Raw genomic sequence first — 19,158 nt, 5'->3', positions numbered from 1 at the left:
TGCGGCAATCGATCACATTGCCGGGGTTGATCGAGCCTGCGATCTTGCACGGTTCACCTACATTTGAAGGAAGGCCTTCCACCGGCACAGCCCCTCGGCTAAGGTGCGCGGCTTCTGCATTTTCACTTCGCCCAAAGGCCCGGCATGAACGACCACAACCCCGATCCGCTGCACGGCGTAACCCTCGAACAGATCCTCAATGCACTGGTGACCCACTACGAATGGTCGGGCCTGGCCGAACGCATCGACATCCGTTGCTTCAAGAGCGATCCGACCATCAAGTCGAGCCTGACCTTTTTGCGCAAGACGCCATGGGCGCGGGAGAAAGTCGAACGTCTGTACGTTAAGTTGATGCGCACCAAGCGCCCGCTCTGAGATGAACGCCGTGCGGCGGCGACGCCTGATCACTTCGGCCGCGGTGCTGGGTTGGGCCGGGCTGGGGATTCAGCTGTACCTGATTTTCTTCGCTCGCCTGAGCGTTGGCGCCAGTCTGCTGGGCGGGCTGGTGAGTTTCTTCAGTTACTTCACCGTGATCACCAACACCCTGGTGGCGGTGGTGCTGACCTGCGCGGTAACGAATCGCGAATCCGCTGCGCGCCGCTGGTTTCTGCAACCCTGGGTCAGCAGCGGGATTGCCGTGAGCATTGCCGTGGTGGGCCTGGCCTACAGCCTTTTGCTGCGGCATCTGTGGCATCCGCAGGGCTGGCAGTTTATCGCCGATGAATTGCTCCACGACGTGATGCCGCTGCTGTTCCTGGCTTATTGGTGGTTTTGCGTGCCGAAGGGCAGCTTGCGTCTGAAGCACCTGCCGCTGTGGCTGATCTATCCGCTGGTGTACTTCGCCTATGCGCTGTTGCGCGGGCATCTGCTGGGGGCTTACGCCTATCCGTTCATTGACGTGGCGCTGCTGGGTTATCCACAGGTGTTCGTCAATGCAGGAGGGATTCTGTTGGGGTTTGTGCTGATGGCGTTGTTGGTGATCGGCATTGATCGCTGGAAGGGGCGGCGCCTTTAACAGCGCCGCCGCTCGTTTCACTCTTCTTCGGAGCCTTCGGCGCGCCAGTAACCGACGGCTTTGACGAACTGCTCGTCCAGCCCATGCTCATCGAGCAATACCCGGCGAATCTGCCGCGAAACCTTCGTCTCGGTCGCCACCCACGCATACAGATTGCCTTTGGGCACCTGCAACTGTTTCACGGTGGTCAGCAGGCTGTCCTTGTTGTCTCCGCGCAACACCCAGATCACGTTGACCTGCGCCGCGCTTTCCAGCGTTTGCTGCTCCTTGCCGTTTTCCACTTCGATCACCACCAGCGCCTTGCGATTGGCCGCCAAGCCTTCGAGGCGGCGGGCGATGGCGGGCAGGGCGGTTTCGTCGCCGATCAGCAGATAGCTGTCGAAGATGTCCGGCACGATCATCGAACCGCGCGGGCCGCCGATGTGCAGGAATTGCCCAGGCTTGGCCTGTTCCGCCCAGGTCGAGGCAGGGCCGTCTCCGTGGAGGACGAAGTCGATGTCCAGCTCAAGCTTGTCGAGGTCATAGCGACGCGGGGTGTAGTCGCGCATTTCCGGCATCGGTGCGTCGCTCTTGCCGGCGCCGAGCACCAGGGTTTCCAGCGCGGCGGCCTGTTCGGCGTTCTGCGGGAACAGCAGTTTGACGTGGTCGTCGGTGCCCAGGCTGATGAACCCGGCCAGTTCCGGCCCGCCGAGGGTGATGCGGCGCATGCGCGGGGTCAGGTCGACCACACGCAGCACTTCCAGGCGGCGGCGTTTGATTTCATGCATCACACGGTGGATGCCTTGGGTCTGTACTTCAGTCATTCGGCTTTCTCCGGAGCAGATTGAACGGCGGGGCCGTCGACGATGGCTTTGGCGGTGTCGTTGAGCAGGTCGCGCACCCGCAGGATTTCTTCCGGGCTCCAGCGCCCGTGGTGCATTTGCAGGGCGTGGCGCAGGTTATGCACCGCTTCATGGATTTCCGGCGGCCGGTCGTGGCCGCGCAACGAGCGCTTGCTGACATCGATGCGCATGCGCACGCCGTCCAGTGCCACTGCTTGTTCGCTGAGGGATTGGCGACCGGCATCGGTGACCGCGTAACGCTTTTTGCCGCCCTCGGCATCGCCGGTGATCATTTCGCTTTCTTCGAGAAACGTCAGGGTCGGGTAGATCACGCCGGGGCTGGGGCTGTAGGCGCCGTCGAACATGGTTTCGATCTGGCGGATCAGGTCGTAGCCGTGGCAGGGCTGTTCGGCGATCAATGCCAGCAACAGCAATTTCAGGTCACCCGGTGCGAATACCCGGGGGCCGCGACCGCCGCGTTCGCGTCCGTGGCGTTTTTCGAAGCCGTCACGGCTGTCGCCGTGGTCGCGGTGGGGGGAATGATGGTCTCTCATTTCAGTCTTCTCTCGTCGTGTTTAGATACAACTTAAGATATATCTTTACGGCTGGGCAAGGTCTTTTTGCCTGAGAGGAAATGGCAGCTGACGAGTGGTCAGCAGGTGCAAAAGGAGCGCAGCCGGACAAATATGGGTTACTTGTTCATCCAGACAAGAATAACCAGAAGGTTAAAGTTCGCACTCTATTAATGCTTGAGCTTATATTCTAAAAACAAAAGAAAGTGCCGTCTCGTCGGACTTTAAGTGTTGTAACGTTTTTTCTTTTTAACTGTGGGTAGGGTATTGCTTACAGTCGCTTTTATATATTTTGATATTTTGATGTTTTTTCTTGCGTGTCACGAGGTTGTTGAACTACGAGCTCGTGGGAAGTTGCCTGCTTACATTCTTGAGTCAAGAGTCGATCATGCCCCGGCGTTGAACTTTCATGTTTCGGTTCATATCGGCCGGTATGACATGAACTTCAATGTTTCGATTCCTTAAAAGAAAACAGGTACTGACCGATGTTCAAGAAAATCGCAATCACCGCTTCTCTCGCCGCCCTGGCCCTGAGCTCGTCCGTGACCTTCGCCGCCGGTGAAGCGCGTCACTCCATCAGCCTCATTGCCCACGTGCCGACCAACGGTTTCTACGTGGTACCGACCGATGCGGACCTGGTCAACAAGGACCAGGACATGAGCTATCAGCCAAGTACCGGCAAGATGCGCGAAATCAATGGTTTCTTCGATGTGCGCAACAATAACGGTTCGGTTCATGCCAGCCTGGAAAGTGTTCCGCAGTTGATCTACGGAAATGAAGTCATTCCTCTGGAAGTGGCATTCAACAACAAGGTACTGACCCAGACTCCGCAAATGGTCGTGGGCGAATCCGAGTCCGATGTGAACTATCGTGCTCCGCTGAAAATCAGCGCCAAGGGCACCACGTTCAATCCGGGTGATTACACCGGTACTGTCGCGATGACCTTCGACGCCGTGCCGCCGGTTGCTGCACGTTGATCAAGTCTCTGCGCTGACTGCCCGGTAGCGTTTCCCGGCGGGACAACCACTCCCCGATTGTCCCGCCGGACTTCAACTTGTTCGATATCAGAGTAAGAGTTCATGTTCCCGATGACACCCATCGCGGTTGCGCTTGCACTGCTGTTTTGTGCCGGTGCGATGGCGGCCCCTGCTCCTGCGGGTACGACACCTCGCAGTCTGCTGGCGCAAGCCAAAGGTTTGCCGGCGGATTTCGAGGAGCATTTCTTCGACGTACCCCTGGCGGTGCGGGTCGAGCTTGACCAGCAACCTCTGGGCGAGGCCCTGGTGGTGCTGTCGCGCGATGATCGCATCACCCTGCTTGAATTCACCGATACCAGCGAGAACCGCTACGGCCCCGCCGAGCGGGAAAAATGGGCTGCTTTCCTCAAGCCAGGTGTGCCGCTGGGCGATTGCTCCGGATCTTGTCCGGATGATGTGCTGGCGGTGCACTACAACCTGGAAAACTCCCTGGTCTCGATCCTCACCCGCAATGCCGAGCGCGATCTCGAGGCCAAGCGTTATCACGACCAGCCTGTGGAAGGCAGCAGCGGCCTGATGGTGCGCAACCAGCTCAACCTGAATGGCGGCCAGGATCAGGATCTGGGCGGGCGCTATGGCCTGGAGGCCAGTGGCAGCCTGGGCAACTGGAGCCAGACGTTCAACATGCAACTGGCACGCATGGGCGGCCCGGACGACAAGCTTTACCACGCCGTGCACGAGCTTTACACCCAGCGCGAGCTGCAAGGCAGCTTCTTTCGCCTGGGCTATTTCACCCCCAATTCCGAAGGTCTGACCCGTCAGCCGCGTACATTCGGCACCAGCCCTGACACGGCTGTCGGTGTGATGTACGGCAGTTCCGACAGTCTGGCCATCAACAATGCAATGCCCAGCGTTTACCCGATTTATGTCACGGCCAACCGCCAGGGTTCGGTGGAGATTTACCGTGACGGCCTGCTGATCAACACCCAGTCGGTTCCCGCCGGGTTGCAGACCCTGGATACCCGGCCACTGCCCGGCGGCATCTATGAAGTGGAAGTGCGGCTGATCGAAGACGGCCAGATCACCTCCACTACCCAGGAGCTGGTCTACAAACCGAACAACTGGCGCAACCTCGACGAGCGCTGGCGCTACAACCTGTTCGCCGGCGAAGAAAGCAAACTGCTCAGCAACTGGGACCAACAGGCCAGCGGCAGTCCTACGGCCGGAGCGTCGATCAACTATCTGGCGCATCCGCGGGTGATTCTCGGATTGTCGGCAAGACAGATCCGGGAAAAACTGCAATACGGCACGTCCATCGACTGGACCCTGGCCAACCACCTCAGCCTGTACGCCAACGTCTACCAGACTCGGGATTACGGCACAGGGCTGGATCTGCAAAGTCTTTACAACTATGGCGCCGGCAGCCTGATCCTCAGCCACAACCGAAGCTGGCTGGACACTACCAACCTCTACGACACCCTGCCTGACGGCACCCGTGTGCGACAACGCAACGTATTCGTCGGCCAGACCAGCAACTCGTCACTGGCGATCAACCATCGGCTCGATCAGCGCAACTCCCTCAACGCCCGGGTTTCTCACAGTGAAGGTAACGTCGAAGGCATCGGCGTGGATCTGGGCTGGAACCGGCGTGCGGTGCTGTTCGGCAACGACGCCAACTGGCGTCTGTCGCTGTTCGACCGGCCAGGCAGTTTCAGCAGCGGCAATGATCGCAACCGTGGTGTCGATCTGAGCCTGAACCTGGCCATCGGCGCACCAGGCCAGCAGTTGACCGGCAGCATCGGCTCCCGTACCGACCGTGACGGCGGACGCGACAACAATGCCTCGATCGGCTGGCGCAAGGACTTCAAGGATCACGTGCTGCAAAACGTCTCGGTCACCGCGTTGAGCGACACCTACGGCATGGGCCTGTCGAGCCAGGCCAATTTCCGCACCGACACGGTCAATGGCGACGGTTTCGTTCAGCGTTCGTCCTACAACAACAATTTTACCGGTGGCCTCAACCTCGACAGCACCCTGGTGGTGGGCGGACAGAAAATGCTGATGACCAGCGAATACGAGATGCGCGGCGCCGGCATGATCGTCGACGTGGAGTCGGACATCGACGGGATCGTCCTACGGGCCGATGACCTCAGTGGTGGCGGTGCGGCCTTGAAGCCGGGGCGCAACTTCATCCCGTTGACCGCGTACCAGAACAGCTCCGTGAGTTTCGACTTCGAGGGCAACCATGTGCCCGCCGCGACCATCGACCCGCCGCGCACCCGTTATCACCTGAACAAGGGCGGCGTGGATTACCGGCAGATTCGGGTGATGAAAACCCTGACCGTGCTCGGCCGCCTGATCGATGAACAGGGCCGGCCGCTCAAGGGCCATCACGTGATCAATCACGCCAGTCGCGGGGTCACGGAAGTCGACGGGTTCTTCTCGATGGAAATGAACGCCGGCTCCCCGACCCTCGAAGTGCGCCGCGATAACAACCTGCTGTGCCAGTTCCGCCTCAATGAAAAAGACCACCGAAGTGAAAACAGCGTGCTGATGATCGGCGACCTGCGTTGCACGCCGGACACCCTGGCCGATCTCACGTCCACCGAACAGAAGGCGGGTTGAGACCATGAAAAGATCTCCGTACTGGCTGGGGCTGCTGGCAGCGCTGAGCCTGCCATCGGCCGAGGCGGTCAATCAGGAAATCCGGGCGCTGTTCCAGCCCGATTCTTCTCAGCCGAGCAAGAACGTCTTCGTCAACAAGACGCCGAACAGTGGCTATTGCACCCTCGATCCGGCCCAGTGCACGGACAACAATATGTTCAGCATTCAGTTACCGGTCCGGTTCGAATCCACTCGCGCGATCACCCCAGGTGCGCCCGGCGATGCATTGTCATTAAAGGTGCCGGCCAATTGGCGACAACTGACGGTCAGTCATCGTGAAACCGGCGAGTCTGAAACCGTCGAGGTTCGGATCATCGGTATCGGGTCGAAGTTTCTCCTGAGCGATTCTGCCGCCAATCTGGTGGGAGTGACGGACATCCTCGAAGGTCACCAGAAACTCTGGACCAACAACAGTTGGGTCTATGCGCCGTCCCCCTGTGTATACAGCGGTGTGGGATGGTATTCCCCCGATACCTATCGGTTCTTCTGGAAAGCTCCCGTCGAAGCATCGTGCACCAAAGTCGCTGCGTACCGGATACCGGCGATGTCGTTCGACACCCTTGATTTCGCTTACGAATTGCGCACTCCCAATCCGCTGGGCATGTCATCCGGACTGTACACAGGGTCGCTGTCCTACACCCTTGGCCCCAACGGTGATTTCCAGATGGGACCGATGATGGTGCCGGACGACGGCAATCTGACCCTGGACTTCGTACTGGACGTGCAACACACGCTGAAGGTCGACCTGCCGCCGCACGGCGACAAAGTCACTCTGGAGCCCGAGGGCGGGTGGCAGCGCTGGATCGATGGAGGTCACAAGCCGTCGCGGATCTATCGCGACCAGACATTCTTCATCTCGGCCTCATCGCGCTTCAAGGTGATGCTCGAGTGCGCCGAGTCGTTTGCTCCCGACCAGTGCAATTTGCGTAGCCCCACCTCGGGAGACCGTACTTATGTCGAGGTGAAGTTGAGTTTGCCCCCAGGCATCGGGGGGCCAAATGGCGGCGGGACTGTCACTCATCTCGGCTTGCGGCATAAGGAATGGGCAGGCCCGTTCCAGCCAGGACATTACGTTGACCGAAAACAGGGTTCACTGCGGTTCGAGATGCCCAAAGGCTCCATCGAGAGTTTGCTCAAGCCAGGGATGAACGACACGTTCCTCGGTTACATCACCGTCGTCTGGGACTCGGAGGCTTGAGCACCTGAGCCGGCCGTTATTTTTTATGGAGTGGAAAACGATGAAACGTCTGTTTTTGTCGAGTGTGCTGGGACTGCTCTGTGGAGCCGCGAATGCCGGGCCGCAGATCAATGTTGGCACCGTATACGACTATCTGGATGGCAGTAAAAGTACCTATCTGAAACGCGTGTTCAACAGCGGTGACAGCACGGCCTTCGTCAAGGTCAACGTACTGGAAATTGTCTACGACCCTGATGGCAAGCCCCGGGAAATTCCGGTTGAGGCCTCCGCCGACGGCGCCTCCCGCAATGGTCTGATGGCCAGCCCGGCGCGGTTGATCATTCCGGCGAAGGGGATGCAGGGCACGCGCCTGCTGTATATGGGCGAACGTGAGCGCGAACGTTACTTTCGGGTGCGCTTCGTGCCGGTGGTACCGGAGAAGGAGGACAACTTCGTGGTGTCCAGCGAGGAGCGCGAGGACTACAAGAAAGCCTTGTCGGCGGGTGTCAATGTGATGACCGGTTTTGGCATTGTGTTTTTTGTGCGCCCCAAGGACAGCCGTTATGACACGGTGGTCAATGAAACCCCGAAACGTTATGAGTTGCGAAACAACGGCAATACGGTTTTGGTCGTCGATGAGTTCAAGAACTGCTCGCAAGCACGGGAAAGCGAATGTGGCGCGACCACCAAGCACCATGTCCTGGCCGGCAGAACGTTTGCTTTCGACAAAGAGGCGGGTCGTGAGTACCGCTTCAAATTGATCGAGGGTGAACACCGCAAGGACCTGAAAGTGGCGGGCGGGTAATGGCCATGAACAAGCTGTGGATGGGGATTGCATTGATGGCGCTCTGGGGCAGCGAGGAGAGCCGGGCTGCCCGTGAAGAGCATACTTTCCGGGTGGCATTGTCGGTCCCAAGCCGACCTTTTTACGTTATTCCGTCGGAGTCGGACTGGATTCACCGTCCTCAGAGGCTTGACTGGGATCCTGTGAACTCGACGCTGGGCAGTTTGCGCAAGCATTTCGATGTACGTAACGACACCAGTGCCATCGAGGCTCGCCTTGAGGGGGCGCCTTACCTGTCAACCGGCAAGGAGGATGAACTGATTCAGTTGCATGTCTTTTTCAACGGTGTGCAAGTGCCCGCGAGTATTCCTTCCCGTGAAGTGGTATCCCGGGAAATGGCCGCCGGGGGGGCCCGGGTGTTGCTGGAAATCAAACCCGTCAAGATAGGGGTTTACAAACCCGGCGACTACTCTGGCACGGTCAATCTGGTGTTCAACGCCAAATCTCCAGGGGAATGAAAGGTATCGGCGACTCTGCTTGACAGGGTCACCGTCCGGAAACGAAGCCGCCAGGGAGGCGGTTTTTTATCCACGCAAAAGGAAGTGACATGATCAAGCAAGCGGTCATTGCCGTGACCATCGGCGTCTCGACACCAATGGTGGGAGGCGTATTTGCGGCGCAGGAGAAACACATCTTTGAAGTCTCGGTGGATATTCCGACCCTGGAATTTTATGTGATACCCAGCGAATCGGACTGGATCCACCATCAGCAGACGCTGCCCTGGGACCTGAGGACGTCCACCCTCGGTGGTTTGCGCAAGAACTTCGATGTGCGCACCGACAGCAACGCCATCGAAGCCCGTCTCGACAGTTTCGCCATTCTCTCCAGCGGCCAGGACTCGCGGGATGACATCAGCCTGCGCGTCACCTTCAACGGCGTCGAACTGAACCACAATCCGGTACCGCGCCAGGTCGTGTCCCGTGAGGAGGCGGTGGCGGGAAAACGGGTGCAACTGGAAATCGAACCACGGGTCCACCCGGACGGGTACAAACCGGGCGATTACTACGGCAGCGTCAACATCATTTTCAACGTGGCGGCCCCGGCGGGCTGATCGCTTGAAGTACAACAGACCGATTGCTGAGCAAGGAGCTGGTAATGGTTTCAGGGTTGCGCAAGATCAACAGGTTCAATCAGGCCAAAGGGTGGTGCGGTGTGTGCGCAGGGCTATTGTCGTCAGCGGCATTGGCGGTGACGCAGGAAATCCGTGCGGTCTACATTCCCGATCCGGCCAATCCACAGACCAACACCTTCATCAACCAGACACCCCAGAGCGGCTACTGCGGCACTTATCCAAACGATTGCAAACCCCTGTCGGGTGTTCGCCTGCCACTGCGTTTCGCTTCAATACGAGCGATCGAACCGGGGGCGTCCGAGCGTAACGGCGCGATGTTCAAGATGCCGGCGCAATGGCGCAGCCTGGTGGTCACCAATGTGTTTACCGGTGAATCGGCAACGGTGGAAATGCGCATCGGCGGATTTGGTTCCCAGTATGTCTTGAGCGACACGGCGGCCAGCCTGACGGGTGAAACCGATGATCAGCAGGCGCATTTCAAACTCTGGGGAACCAGTTGGGTAATTGCGCCGTTACCTTGCCGCGCCGGAGCGATGTCATCCTACGGGCCGGATTTCTATCGCTTCTTCTGGAAAACACCTGCCGAAGGGACGTGCGCCAAACAGACGGCATTCATGATTCCGTGGATGTCGTACGGTTATCTGGACGTGGCCTATGAACTGCGTACGCCGAATCCGCTGCAGATGTCGGCCGGCCTGTACACCGGCGCACTGACTTACGGCGTCGGCCCTGGCATGGACATCGACACCGGCGACAATCTGTTGCCGGACAATTCGGCCGTGACCTTCAGGTTCGTGCTGGATGTGCAGCATGTGCTCAAGGTCGACATTCCCCCCGGCGGCAACAAGGTCGTACTGGTGCCGCAAGGCGGCTGGCAGGCCTGGCTGCAACAGGGGCGCAAACCGGTGCGATTGTTCCGCGATCAGACCTTCAACATTTCGTCGTCGTCGCGGTTCAAGATGTTTGTCGAATGCAAGCACGGCGGTGCGCAGTCCTGCGGGTTACGGGATACGGAGGGTGGCGGAGCCGATGCACAGGTTTTCGTGAGCGTCAGCCTACCCGACAGTATCACCGACGATGCCGGTCAGCCGGTGCGCCGTCGGCCGCTGACCTCCAGCCCGAATGCTCCGGGCTTTCAACCGGACCGCTTTCTGGAGCGGACCGCGGGCACGTTGCATTTCGAAATACCCAGGGACTACGTCGAACAGATGCTGCAGCCCGGCCAGGCCAGACGATACGCCGGCAATGTCACGGTGATCTGGGATTCGGAAGTCTGACGCCCGCCTTGAAGGCAACCGGGCCGGTTGCCTTCAGGTGACTCCGGTCGGGTCAGATCCTTGCGCGGGCCATGGCCTCGCGAGTCAGTCTTCGTTTCAGCGTTTTCTCCTGCCGGCCAATGCCTTCAAGCAACTCGTCGTAAGTCTTCTGGCTCATTTTTTCCGGTGTGAAGACCGCTGCGTCCGGTATGAAGAGTTTGCGCGCCAGTTCGGCGAGTGTCCGCCTGAGTGGCGGTGAACGATCAGCGGATTCGACCCAACTCGCCTGGGCTGCCCGCAAATCGATCAGCCGATCGGCTTTTTCCTGATGCGCACGGGTGTTGGCTTCGATTTCTCCCGGCCAGGTCTCACGCAGATACTGATCCCAGAAGGATTGGTCGAGCATCTGGTCGATCAGACCGTCACCGGCTTCATCATCGACAATGCTGTCGTAGGCGTCATCAATGGTTGTATCGCTGACCCCGGCAACCTGACGGAATTTCATGGCCTCGGACTGCCAGGGCAGTTCAAGGCGTCTGGCCAGGCCTGTTTCATAGGCCAGATGGACTTCAACCTCGTCCGGTTCGCCTTCTCGGGCCGCGATATCGGCTCGGGCGATCTCGTTCACTTGCTTGAGTCGTGCAGCGCCTTTGGCCAGTGTCGCCAATCGGCGTTCAAGCTCCTCGGGAGAGCTGGAAAAGGTGCGTGCCTCCGACGCCAGTACGCGTATTCCCATGCTGTTGAACAACTGGGCCCCGGCATCTTCGCAACCTTCGGGATCGGTGGACATCAGGAACAGCTCTTCGCGCAGTCGGGTGTCGATGTCCATGGCGTCGACCATTCGCCAGACACGGTCGGTCAACTGATCCAGCGCTTCGCCACCCTGTTCGTAATCGGCAGAACGGGTCAGATCCTGCAGCACCTGGAAGAATCCGTCGGAGCCGGGTTCGCTAGCCAGTTCGTGCCACGCCTCGGGGCGAAGAGCCCCGATGCCGGGCGTTTCATCAGCCAGTTCGGTGTCCACGGAAACCGGCCATTGCTCCAGCAAATCTTCAGCAATGGTCGCGTAGCTTTGCGAAGGGCGCATACCCACTGACCTTCGATATTGCTCGTAGGTGGAGCGGGCTCGTCTGGTGAGTTGATCCAGATGGACGCGAGTGCGGGCGATCAGTCGTGCTTCATTGGAACCGGGCGCGACTTCGGGGATGTACCTGAGCGGATTGTTGCCCAGATCGAGAAAGAATCCTCGGGGGCGGGAAACATCGAACAGACCCAGCGGCCAGGCGTCGATCTGCGTATTGATCAGGCTCAGGATTCGCAACCTCGGCATGCGCCCGACCGACAGGGGCATGCTGACGGGATTGTTGTCCAGCCTCAGGATTTCCAGGCGTGTCAGCGTGTTCAATTGCTGCGCATTGGTGGGTGTCAGTTGCAGCTGGTTGTCGTTCAGACGCAGGGTTTCCAGACGCCGCATCTGACCGATACTGGCCGGCAGGGTCTTGAGACCGCAGTGTCTGGCGCTCAGTTGACGCAGCTGAGGGAAATCCTTCAACAACCCGTTCGAGGCCGAAGAGAACCCCTGACCGTCCAGGTTCAGTGTCGTGACCTGATCGAGCCAGGGTTTGAGGCCTTCGGGCAACTGCCTCCACCAATGCTGAAGGTCATGGGGCAGCATCTCTTTCGACAAGTCCAGCGCGTACCCGCTCTCAAGGCTGGTGCTGCGCTCCTGGAACACCTCGGATCTGCGTTCGAAACACTCCAGCAGGCGATCGGCGATGTATCGCCCGCCTTTGTGCTGATAGTCATGATAGGCACGAGGCTGGTTGGCATCAGGGGTGTCGGCGTCCCAACTGCTCAGGTAGCTCTGTCTCCAGGCTTCCAGTTTTTCCTTCAACGTCTTGAGTTCACTTTCAAGCCGCGCGATTTTCCAGTGTGCATCTCCCGTGGAGTGCAATGACCGGGTGAACGCCGTCACTTCTGTTTCGCTGAAATGCGGGTAGAGATTTCTGACTTTCTCTTCCACGGTCAGCGGTGCCTTGGAGAGCCTCGGGCCGCGCAACAGCAGTTCCGTTTCCAGCGGGACGAATGGGTGGACGGAGGGGCGGGCCAGCAACGTCCTGCGTTCGGCCGGCGTCTCGCTCATGAGCATCACCCATTGCCTGAACATTCGCCCTTCACCGATGCGATAGCCAAGGGCCGTGCGCTTGGCTGAGGGCAAGGCTGACAGTACGGCGTCGTAGAAACCGGCAGCCTCGTGCAGTCCGTTGTGAGCTGCGTCATGCACCTCATAGCGGCCGTGTTCGTCCCTGATCAGCCTGCGCACCGTGGTGGCAGCATCGGGGCCCGCGCTGCAGCGCAGCTGGCCGTCGTCCGTGCCTTCGCGCACCTCGATGCGCCAGTCCTGGTAAGTGTCGGTGTGGACCTTCAAGGCATTCAGGGCGAGGCGTTCGGTGTCGGGTATCAGCAGTGCCGGATCATGCACGCCCTCAGTGGCCCGGGTCGCCAGAACCTCGAATTCGATTTCGCGAGCCTGACTCTTCAGGCGCAGCGGGAGGCGTTGCTGGTCGGTCATGATGCTGTGTTCGGCAGCTGTCGCCTCGCCTGCCACCGATTCGGCGAGCCGTGCAGGCAACCGCGGAAAGAGGCGCTGGATCAACTGGGCCCCGGTATCGGGCGTGCGATTCTTGAAGTTGTACTGATAGTCGAAAATCTCCATTCGCCGGGTAACCGCGAGCTCGGCCAACTGGTTGCGCAAGATTTGCGCTCGTTGGGCTTTCGGGTAGTTCCCGCCGAGCAGGGATTGCATGTCGACGTCGTCGAGAAAGTCCACCAGCCGCTCAGGGAGTTTGTTGTCCATTACATCGGCAATGCCGATGGACAATGTCTGACGGGAAGATGCCCGAGGGTTGCCGTATTGTCTGTAAGCACCGGTCAGATCGTTGTTTTGCCAGACCCTCAGGGCCTTGTCGGCAGGCCAGCCCGGCATGTCAGGGACTATCCGGTCGAACCAGTGCGATTCTGGATAGAGCGGCTGTCCGGTGCGAATGAGTTCGCCGACGTTTTTGGCTTCCTGCCAGGTCCTGAAGCGGGTGAGCGTATCGTCCAGCAACGGCGGTGGCGGGCTGTTTTCCACATGCATCCGGCGCAGAGAGTCGACCGGCGTGCCACTGATGCGGCGCATTCTCTCCAGCTCGGCATCACTGAAACCGTCGACCGAGTGACCCATTCGGCGCATCAGGCGCGCGCCTTCCCACTCATGGGGGGACTCGGCCTCGTGAGTCCAGGCCCCCCGGCCGTTGTGCTGCAGTCGTGGTGAATAAGCCTGCGGTCGGGAAGGGTGCTCGACACGATAGTGGCCGCTGTTGCGATCGAGCCTGACCGTATAGTGCCTGCCCTCCAGCGGCAGTACAGACTTGCCGGCGTGTTGATGCAGACCCAGGTCATTCGGCCTTGAGCCACCCGGCAGCGTCAGTTGCGACTGCTCGTACGGTTTGATATCCGGGTGCCACAAGCGCGTGCGGCCATCGAACGAACGCACCGCTTTCATGTTTTCAATCAACGGAGACAGCTTCAGCAGCAACGGCTTGGCGATCAGGGCGCCACTGGCGAAAGCCGCCAGTTGAAGAACATCGTTGACCACCCCCACCACATGCTCCGCGGCTTCTTCCCAATGGGCCAGCGTCAGATCCACCACACCTTCGATGACTTCATTGGTCAATTGCCAGGCGGTGTAGCCAAGCATTGCAAGGCCGACGACAGGCACAAAGGGCGCAGCCACCATCACCGCCACGTTCAGGATGTCCTGGACAATCTTGAAGACGTTCGCCCACCAGTCTGCGCGCGCGCTCTTGTCCGCATCGGCGGTAGGCACGGCAATGTTGCGTGCATCGTTGAGGATCTTGTCGAGCTGCCGCTGATAGAGAGATTCCCACAATGGCCCGGTGATGGCTGTCGCGCCGTATTGCAGGTTCAGGTTGCTGATCGGTGTTTCGCGCCAGGACGGACGCGAGTCTCCACGTTCGTGTGGATACCAATTCACATGCGTCAGACGCTGTTTGAGATCGGCGAAGAAGTGCCCGCGTTCATGGTGATCGACGAACTGGCTGAAGAACTGCCAGTAATTGCCACCGGTGGAGGCCAGGGTTTCGTTCCTCTGCAACTGACCGGTCAGTTCCTTGAGAAAGGCGAGGTGGGAGTCGTATTCCTTCAACGGATGTTCGGGGTCGTGCGGGACGTAGACGATGACTCGCGAGGAGTGCAGCGGCTGAGCGGGATCGGGACGCAGGATCAGGATGCCGGTCATCTTCAGATCCATGATGTTCAGTTCGCACGCCTGCATCGGCTGCTGGCCAAACTTGAGTGCCACGCGACCATCGAGCAGGGCGCGAATCAGTTGAAAACCTTCGCGGCTGATCTCTTTTTTCGCCAACGCCATGTGCGCGGCTGCCTGCAGCGTGGCCTTGTGACTCTGTACAACCCGTGACTGCACATAACTGCGCGCCACCGGCTCGTCGTTCAACAGCATTTCCTGCAGGTGCGCTTGATAGAGCCTGCCGATATCCAGTTCCCGACACAGCGTCTGGAACTGGGCAACGGTCATCAGTCGATCAAGTGGCGAAATATCGTACTGATCATCCACATGTTCTCTTTTGACGAGAAACGCGGAATTCGATGCGTAAGTTTCGTTATAGGAAAAGTTGTTCAACGCGGCTTCGAGTAATGAAACTTTTCTTGTAGTTGAACCCCCTAATGTCCCTATCACGTACCAAGGCGATGTGGCTTCGCGATACAGCATCAGAAACGTATTTCCGGTGTCGACATCAATGCCGGTTTTTTCCCGTAAACGGGCCTTGAGCAGCGGTTCGGCAAACGAGTGAACGTCTTTCAGTCGGGTCAGTGCCTTGTCGGCGCTGTTACGGGCTGCCCAGGCGTTTTTATTGACCCTGGCCAGTTGCGGCGTCATCCACGGCTCATGGCGAGGTTTGATCTTTCTCAACGCTTCGCCGTGTTGCGGCTTCATATCGATAAATACCGGATCGATCCGCGATTTGATTAATTCGTAATGTTGCCCTTTGTATTCAGTTGTTGCGGTCATGGGTACAGCCTTGAATAAGTCAGGAAGGTTCAGCCTAACGTTCAAGAGTGCAGAGAATTAGTTCAAAAGCCTGCTGTTCGAGTGCGAGCCTGGCAGGCAAATCATTGAATATTGGAATGCATAAAATAATTAATTATTGCCTCCACAACTTCAATCGGGGTTAAGCGATGGCAGGTTCATCAGGGCCACCTGGGGAACCTGCGGTGGCCGACATTGCGAATCACTGCCCGGTTGCAGATAGGGCATCAAAATCGGCGCCATGCCCTTGAGCACCTGCACCGGCAACGCGGAAGTGAACTTGAAGTTCTCCGCCGAGCGTCCCGGCACGAACGCGGTGAGCGTGCCGAAATGGTGGTCACCGATGTAGAACACGAAGGTGGCCGTGCGGTTGATCGATTTCGAGCTGAGAATCCGTCCGCCGGAGCCGATCGCCTCGATCCGGTTGTCGCCGGTACCGGTCTTGCCGCCCATGGTCAGCGGTGTTCCATCGCTCAGTTTGAAACTGCCGGAAACACGTTTGGCCGTCCCCGAGTCCACTACTTGCGACAACGCTTCACGCATCGCCGTGGCCACTTCCGACGGCATCACACGTTTACCTACGTGAGGGTCGTTGACCAGTTTGGTTTCGTAAGGCGTGCCGGCAGCAAAATGCAGGCTGTCGATGCGCAGGGTCGGCATGCGCACACCGTCGTTGAGGATGGTGCCGATCAACTCGGCCAGCGCGGCGGGGCGGTCGCCGGAGCTGCCAATGGCCGTGGCCAGCGACGGCACCAGGTGATCGAACGGATAGCCGACTTTCTGCCAGCGCTGATGGATATCGAGGAACGCCTCGATCTCCAGCATGGTGCGGATGCGGCTGTCACGGGCGCCCTTGTGCTTGCTCTTGAACAGCCAGCTGTAGACTTCCTGACGCTCGAACTGGCTGGCCTTGACGATCTGGCCCCAGGTCGCGTCCGGGTGATTGAGCAGGTAGCCGATCAGCCACAGGTCCAGCGGGTGGACCTTGGCGATGAAGCCTTGATCCGGCAAATCATAGGTGCCGGGACCGTAGGCGAGGTAGAGGCGTTCCAGGCGCTCGTCGGTGAGCTTTTCGGTGATTTTGACGCCCTTGAGGTGCGAGCGTACGAAGGTGTTGAAGTCTTCCTGACTGGCGTTGGGCAGCAGATAGCGGTGCACGGCGGCCATGCGGATCGGCGTCGGGCGCATGCTGTCGAGGAACGTATCGAGCCGGGCCTGGGTGTCCTTGTTCTTGTACTTCTTCCAGAACTTGAGCAGGAACGAGGTGCCTTCGCGGTCGGCGAACGAAGCGAGGTATTCCTGACGACGCGGGTCGCGGTCGTCCTTGAGCAATTCGGCGCTGTTGTTGGGGCCGGAATAGGTGGTGTAACGCACCAGATCGCGCATCAGGCGAATGAACGGCAGGTTGATCGACTCGCGCAGGGCATCGCGCAAGGTCGGCATGCGGCCGTTATCTTCCTTGCGGAAGTTGTGGAACACGTGCAGGCCGCCACCGGTGAAAAACGCTTCGCCGGGGCTGGCGGAATATTTGCGGTCGAGGGCGGCGCCGAGCATTTTCGACAGATCGTGATCCTTGTTCTGGATCAGGTAATCGATCACCCACTGGGTCAGGCGATCCTGATCCGGCACGTCGACTTTCTTCAGTTCCGGCACGGTCATGGCGCCGTACTTGTCATGCAGTTCCGAGATGATTTGCAGGTAGGTGGTCAGCACCCGCATCTTCGCCGTGGAGCCCAGTTCCAGTTTGCTGCCCTCGTTGATGTCGAACGGCTGGTCGGTGCTGTCGGTCTGCACCCGCACTCGCGAACCGTCCGGAGTGAGCTCGAACAGGGTGAAGCTGTAGCGCACCTGAGTGGTGCTGGTGGGCGTCAGCAGGCGCTCGCCCATCAGCCCGACTTCGGTTGCATAGGCCGGGTCGGCGAGTTTTTTCAGGTAGGCGGTGGCCTGGGTTTGCAGCTCGCCTTGCAGGGTGCTGGTGGCCGAGAGGTCGAGGCGGTCGAGGTCGTACAGCGGACGATTGAGCATCGAGGCCAGACGGCTGCGCGCGACGCTGATGCCTTTGTTGGTCTCGATCGGCTGGATGGTCGGCTGGGTCTGCCAGTCGCGGTAGGTGACCTTGCTGGCCAGGGACGCATCGGCCAGCGCCGCGTCGATCACACCGTTCTGCTTGAGCAGGCGCAAGTGGCTGTCGGTGAGGTCGGCCAGTTCTTCGCGGCCCTTGGTCAGGTAATGGGAAGGGCGGCGTTGGGCGATCATCAGCGAGAGCATTTCGCGCAGGGCCAGGCCTTTGTCCGCCAGGGTCTTCGGATCAGTCGCAGTGCTTGCCAGTTTTGCGTTGGCTTCATTGAAGTCGGCGCCGTACCAGACCCGCAAACCCTCGGCCATGCCGTGGACTTCGCCATGCCCCGGCACCGCCGACAATGGCACGCTGTTGAGGTAGTCACGAATGATGTTGCGCCGGGCCGGCAAGGTATCCGGGCCGGCCTGGTAGGCGCGCACGCTGGCGGAAATCATCTGGCGGATTTTCTCGGCACCGTTCACCGTCAGTCCGTCAGGCGAGTGGCGATATTTTTCCAGTTGGGTGGCCAGGGTGCTGCCGCCCGCCGACTGCCCTGGCAAGTGCAAGAGTTTGGCGACTTGCGACCACGCGGCCATGCCGAAGCGCGGCCAGTCCACCGCCGGGTTGGCCATCGGCTGTTTGGGATCGAGCAGGAAGCGGTTTTCGATGAACAGCAGGCTGTTGACCACCACCGGCGGAATCGACTCGAAACTCGAATACAGCTGTTGCGGATAGTTGTACTGATACAGCGGCGCGGCCCGGCAATCGGTGATCGACAGCCCGGCCTGGATTTTCTCGGAGTAGGGCACGAACAGGCCCTTGTCGGTATAGCCGAGCAGCGCTGGCGAGAAGCGCGTCTGTTCGGTGATCACATAATTGCGCTTGAGCAACCGAGGCAGAAATTCGTCCAGCGAGCTGTAGCCCAGACGCAGATCGAACGGCCCGTTGCCCGGATAACGAATGGCTTCGCTGGGGCCCGGTTGCAGTTCATAGGTCAGTCTGGCGGCGTACTGGCTGACCTCGCGGGACTGAAAACGCGAGGTGCGCATTTCCTTGGTCGCGGCCAGGCCCACCACAATTGCAATGATCAATAGCAATAGCCAGAAAGCCTTCCACCCATGCCGATTACGACGGGGTTTCTCAGGTGCAGGCGCTTCATCCACACGTTCAGTCGGAACCACTTTTTCACTCGAATCGGTTTGCCACAAAGCGCCCATAGTCGATTGATCCATTCACGCAGATTGATCGGACTTGTCTGAAGCTTAGTCGGTGGTTGGCGCGGGTGAAAAAATTGTGAAGGGGCGAGCCTGAACAAATCTGCAAACCGGGCAGTCGCTTCGCAATGCTGGACTGCAAGCCTGACAGGGCCGGATTAGAGCAGTGCGCGGGTAAATACGACTTGGGTAGGGGCATGACGCTGCACCATTGCTGTGCAATACTCGGCGCCCATTTCGGCAGTGAATAATCCGGTTTTTTCAGGAGTGTTTGTCTCGAAAGTCCGATGATTGGCGAATTATGTCGCTGAATATTGCGACTTTTAGAGTGAAATTTCCTGCTGGAAGCTTTTTATACTGCCAGCCCGCTGATC

Annotated in this window: 13 protein-coding genes; 9 read left to right on the top strand and 4 right to left on the bottom strand. The window is 59.2% G+C overall.

Translation table 11 applies throughout. From position 1 onward, the window contains the following. Positions 1–144 precede the first annotated feature (144 nt). Together AC1RME_RS17905 and AC1RME_RS17900 are read left to right on the top strand one after the other, a co-directional pair. Entirely contained in the window at positions 145–375 is a 231-nt protein-coding gene (locus AC1RME_RS17905) for a VF530 family protein (protein ID WP_007956650.1), read from the top strand. Between the two features lies 1 nt (position 376). Beyond that, a complete protein-coding gene (locus AC1RME_RS17900; protein WP_493091587.1) occupies positions 377–1,015 on the top strand; it encodes a Pr6Pr family membrane protein in 639 nt (212 codons plus the stop codon). Between the two features lie 17 nt (positions 1,016–1,032). Here the strand turns inward: AC1RME_RS17900 and AC1RME_RS17895 are convergent, their stop codons facing one another. Together AC1RME_RS17895 and AC1RME_RS17890 are read right to left on the bottom strand one after the other, a co-directional pair. After that, positions 1,033–1,818: a siderophore-interacting protein gene (locus AC1RME_RS17895; RefSeq protein WP_493091586.1), complete on the bottom strand. Its 786-nt coding sequence runs from the start codon at positions 1,816–1,818 to the stop codon at positions 1,033–1,035. Further along, complete coding sequence (locus AC1RME_RS17890) at positions 1,815–2,390, bottom strand: PadR family transcriptional regulator (RefSeq protein ID WP_011335784.1); 576 nt, start codon at positions 2,388–2,390, stop codon at positions 1,815–1,817. Before AC1RME_RS17890 ends, AC1RME_RS17895 begins: the two co-directional genes overlap by 4 nt. Positions 2,391–2,893: 503 nt before the next feature. Between AC1RME_RS17890 and AC1RME_RS17885 the strand changes: the two genes are divergently transcribed. From AC1RME_RS17885 to AC1RME_RS17855, 7 genes are all read left to right on the top strand, one after another. Then, entirely contained in the window at positions 2,894–3,385 is a 492-nt protein-coding gene (locus AC1RME_RS17885; protein ID WP_493072493.1) for a CS1 type fimbrial major subunit, read from the top strand. Positions 3,386–3,487: 102 nt separating this feature from the next. Beyond that, positions 3,488–6,010 (top strand): TcfC E-set like domain-containing protein, encoded by a 2,523-nt coding sequence (locus AC1RME_RS17880; protein ID WP_493091585.1) that lies wholly within the window; start codon positions 3,488–3,490, stop codon positions 6,008–6,010. A 4-nt stretch (positions 6,011–6,014) separates the two neighbouring features. Next, complete coding sequence (locus AC1RME_RS17875; RefSeq protein WP_096818546.1) at positions 6,015–7,247, top strand: hypothetical protein; 1,233 nt, start codon at positions 6,015–6,017, stop codon at positions 7,245–7,247. Between the two features lie 40 nt (positions 7,248–7,287). After that, positions 7,288–8,031: a pilus assembly protein gene (locus tag AC1RME_RS17870; RefSeq protein ID WP_096818544.1), complete on the top strand. Its 744-nt coding sequence runs from the start codon at positions 7,288–7,290 to the stop codon at positions 8,029–8,031. A gap of 5 nt (positions 8,032–8,036) precedes the next feature. Continuing rightward, a complete protein-coding gene (locus tag AC1RME_RS17865; RefSeq protein ID WP_493072495.1) occupies positions 8,037–8,528 on the top strand; it encodes a CS1 type fimbrial major subunit in 492 nt (163 codons plus the stop codon). Between the two features lie 89 nt (positions 8,529–8,617). Continuing rightward, entirely contained in the window at positions 8,618–9,121 is a 504-nt protein-coding gene (locus AC1RME_RS17860; RefSeq protein WP_096818541.1) for a CS1 type fimbrial major subunit, read from the top strand. A 44-nt stretch (positions 9,122–9,165) separates the two neighbouring features. After that, on the top strand, positions 9,166–10,419 hold the full coding sequence (locus AC1RME_RS17855; protein ID WP_096818539.1) for a hypothetical protein: 1,254 nt from the start codon (positions 9,166–9,168) through the stop codon (positions 10,417–10,419). Positions 10,420–10,471: 52 nt separating this feature from the next. Here AC1RME_RS17855 and AC1RME_RS17850 read toward each other — a convergent pair whose 3' ends face one another. Continuing rightward, a complete protein-coding gene (locus AC1RME_RS17850; RefSeq protein ID WP_493091584.1) occupies positions 10,472–15,493 on the bottom strand; it encodes an NEL-type E3 ubiquitin ligase domain-containing protein in 5,022 nt (1,673 codons plus the stop codon). Between the two features lie 150 nt (positions 15,494–15,643). Then, the gene (locus AC1RME_RS17845; protein ID WP_096818536.1) at positions 15,644–18,787 is read right to left on the bottom strand and encodes a transglycosylase domain-containing protein; all 3,144 of its coding nucleotides are present in this window, start codon (positions 18,785–18,787) and stop codon (positions 15,644–15,646) included. Positions 18,788–19,158: the final 371 nt, after the last annotated feature.

The organism is Pseudomonas sp. GW822-FHT03F08, from assembly GCF_058801265.1.
This window is presented reverse-complemented; position numbering and strand designations above follow the sequence as displayed.

Coding starts and splice junctions, on each gene's coding strand:
- AC1RME_RS17900 (WP_493091587.1), top strand. CDS start 377: ATGAACGCCGTGCGGCGGCGACGCCTGATCACTTCGGCCGCGGTGCTG.
- AC1RME_RS17880 (WP_493091585.1), top strand. CDS start 3,488: ATGTTCCCGATGACACCCATCGCGGTTGCGCTTGCACTGCTGTTTTGT.
- AC1RME_RS17850 (WP_493091584.1), bottom strand. CDS start 15,493: ATGACCGCAACAACTGAATACAAAGGGCAACATTACGAATTAATCAAA.
- AC1RME_RS17845 (WP_096818536.1), bottom strand. CDS start 18,787: ATGGGCGCTTTGTGGCAAACCGATTCGAGTGAAAAAGTGGTTCCGACT.
- AC1RME_RS17885 (WP_493072493.1), top strand. CDS start 2,894: ATGTTCAAGAAAATCGCAATCACCGCTTCTCTCGCCGCCCTGGCCCTG.
- AC1RME_RS17905 (WP_007956650.1), top strand. CDS start 145: ATGAACGACCACAACCCCGATCCGCTGCACGGCGTAACCCTCGAACAG.
- AC1RME_RS17890 (WP_011335784.1), bottom strand. CDS start 2,390: ATGAGAGACCATCATTCCCCCCACCGCGACCACGGCGACAGCCGTGAC.
- AC1RME_RS17870 (WP_096818544.1), top strand. CDS start 7,288: ATGAAACGTCTGTTTTTGTCGAGTGTGCTGGGACTGCTCTGTGGAGCC.
- AC1RME_RS17895 (WP_493091586.1), bottom strand. CDS start 1,818: ATGACTGAAGTACAGACCCAAGGCATCCACCGTGTGATGCATGAAATC.
- AC1RME_RS17855 (WP_096818539.1), top strand. CDS start 9,166: ATGGTTTCAGGGTTGCGCAAGATCAACAGGTTCAATCAGGCCAAAGGG.
- AC1RME_RS17875 (WP_096818546.1), top strand. CDS start 6,015: ATGAAAAGATCTCCGTACTGGCTGGGGCTGCTGGCAGCGCTGAGCCTG.
- AC1RME_RS17865 (WP_493072495.1), top strand. CDS start 8,037: ATGAACAAGCTGTGGATGGGGATTGCATTGATGGCGCTCTGGGGCAGC.
- AC1RME_RS17860 (WP_096818541.1), top strand. CDS start 8,618: ATGATCAAGCAAGCGGTCATTGCCGTGACCATCGGCGTCTCGACACCA.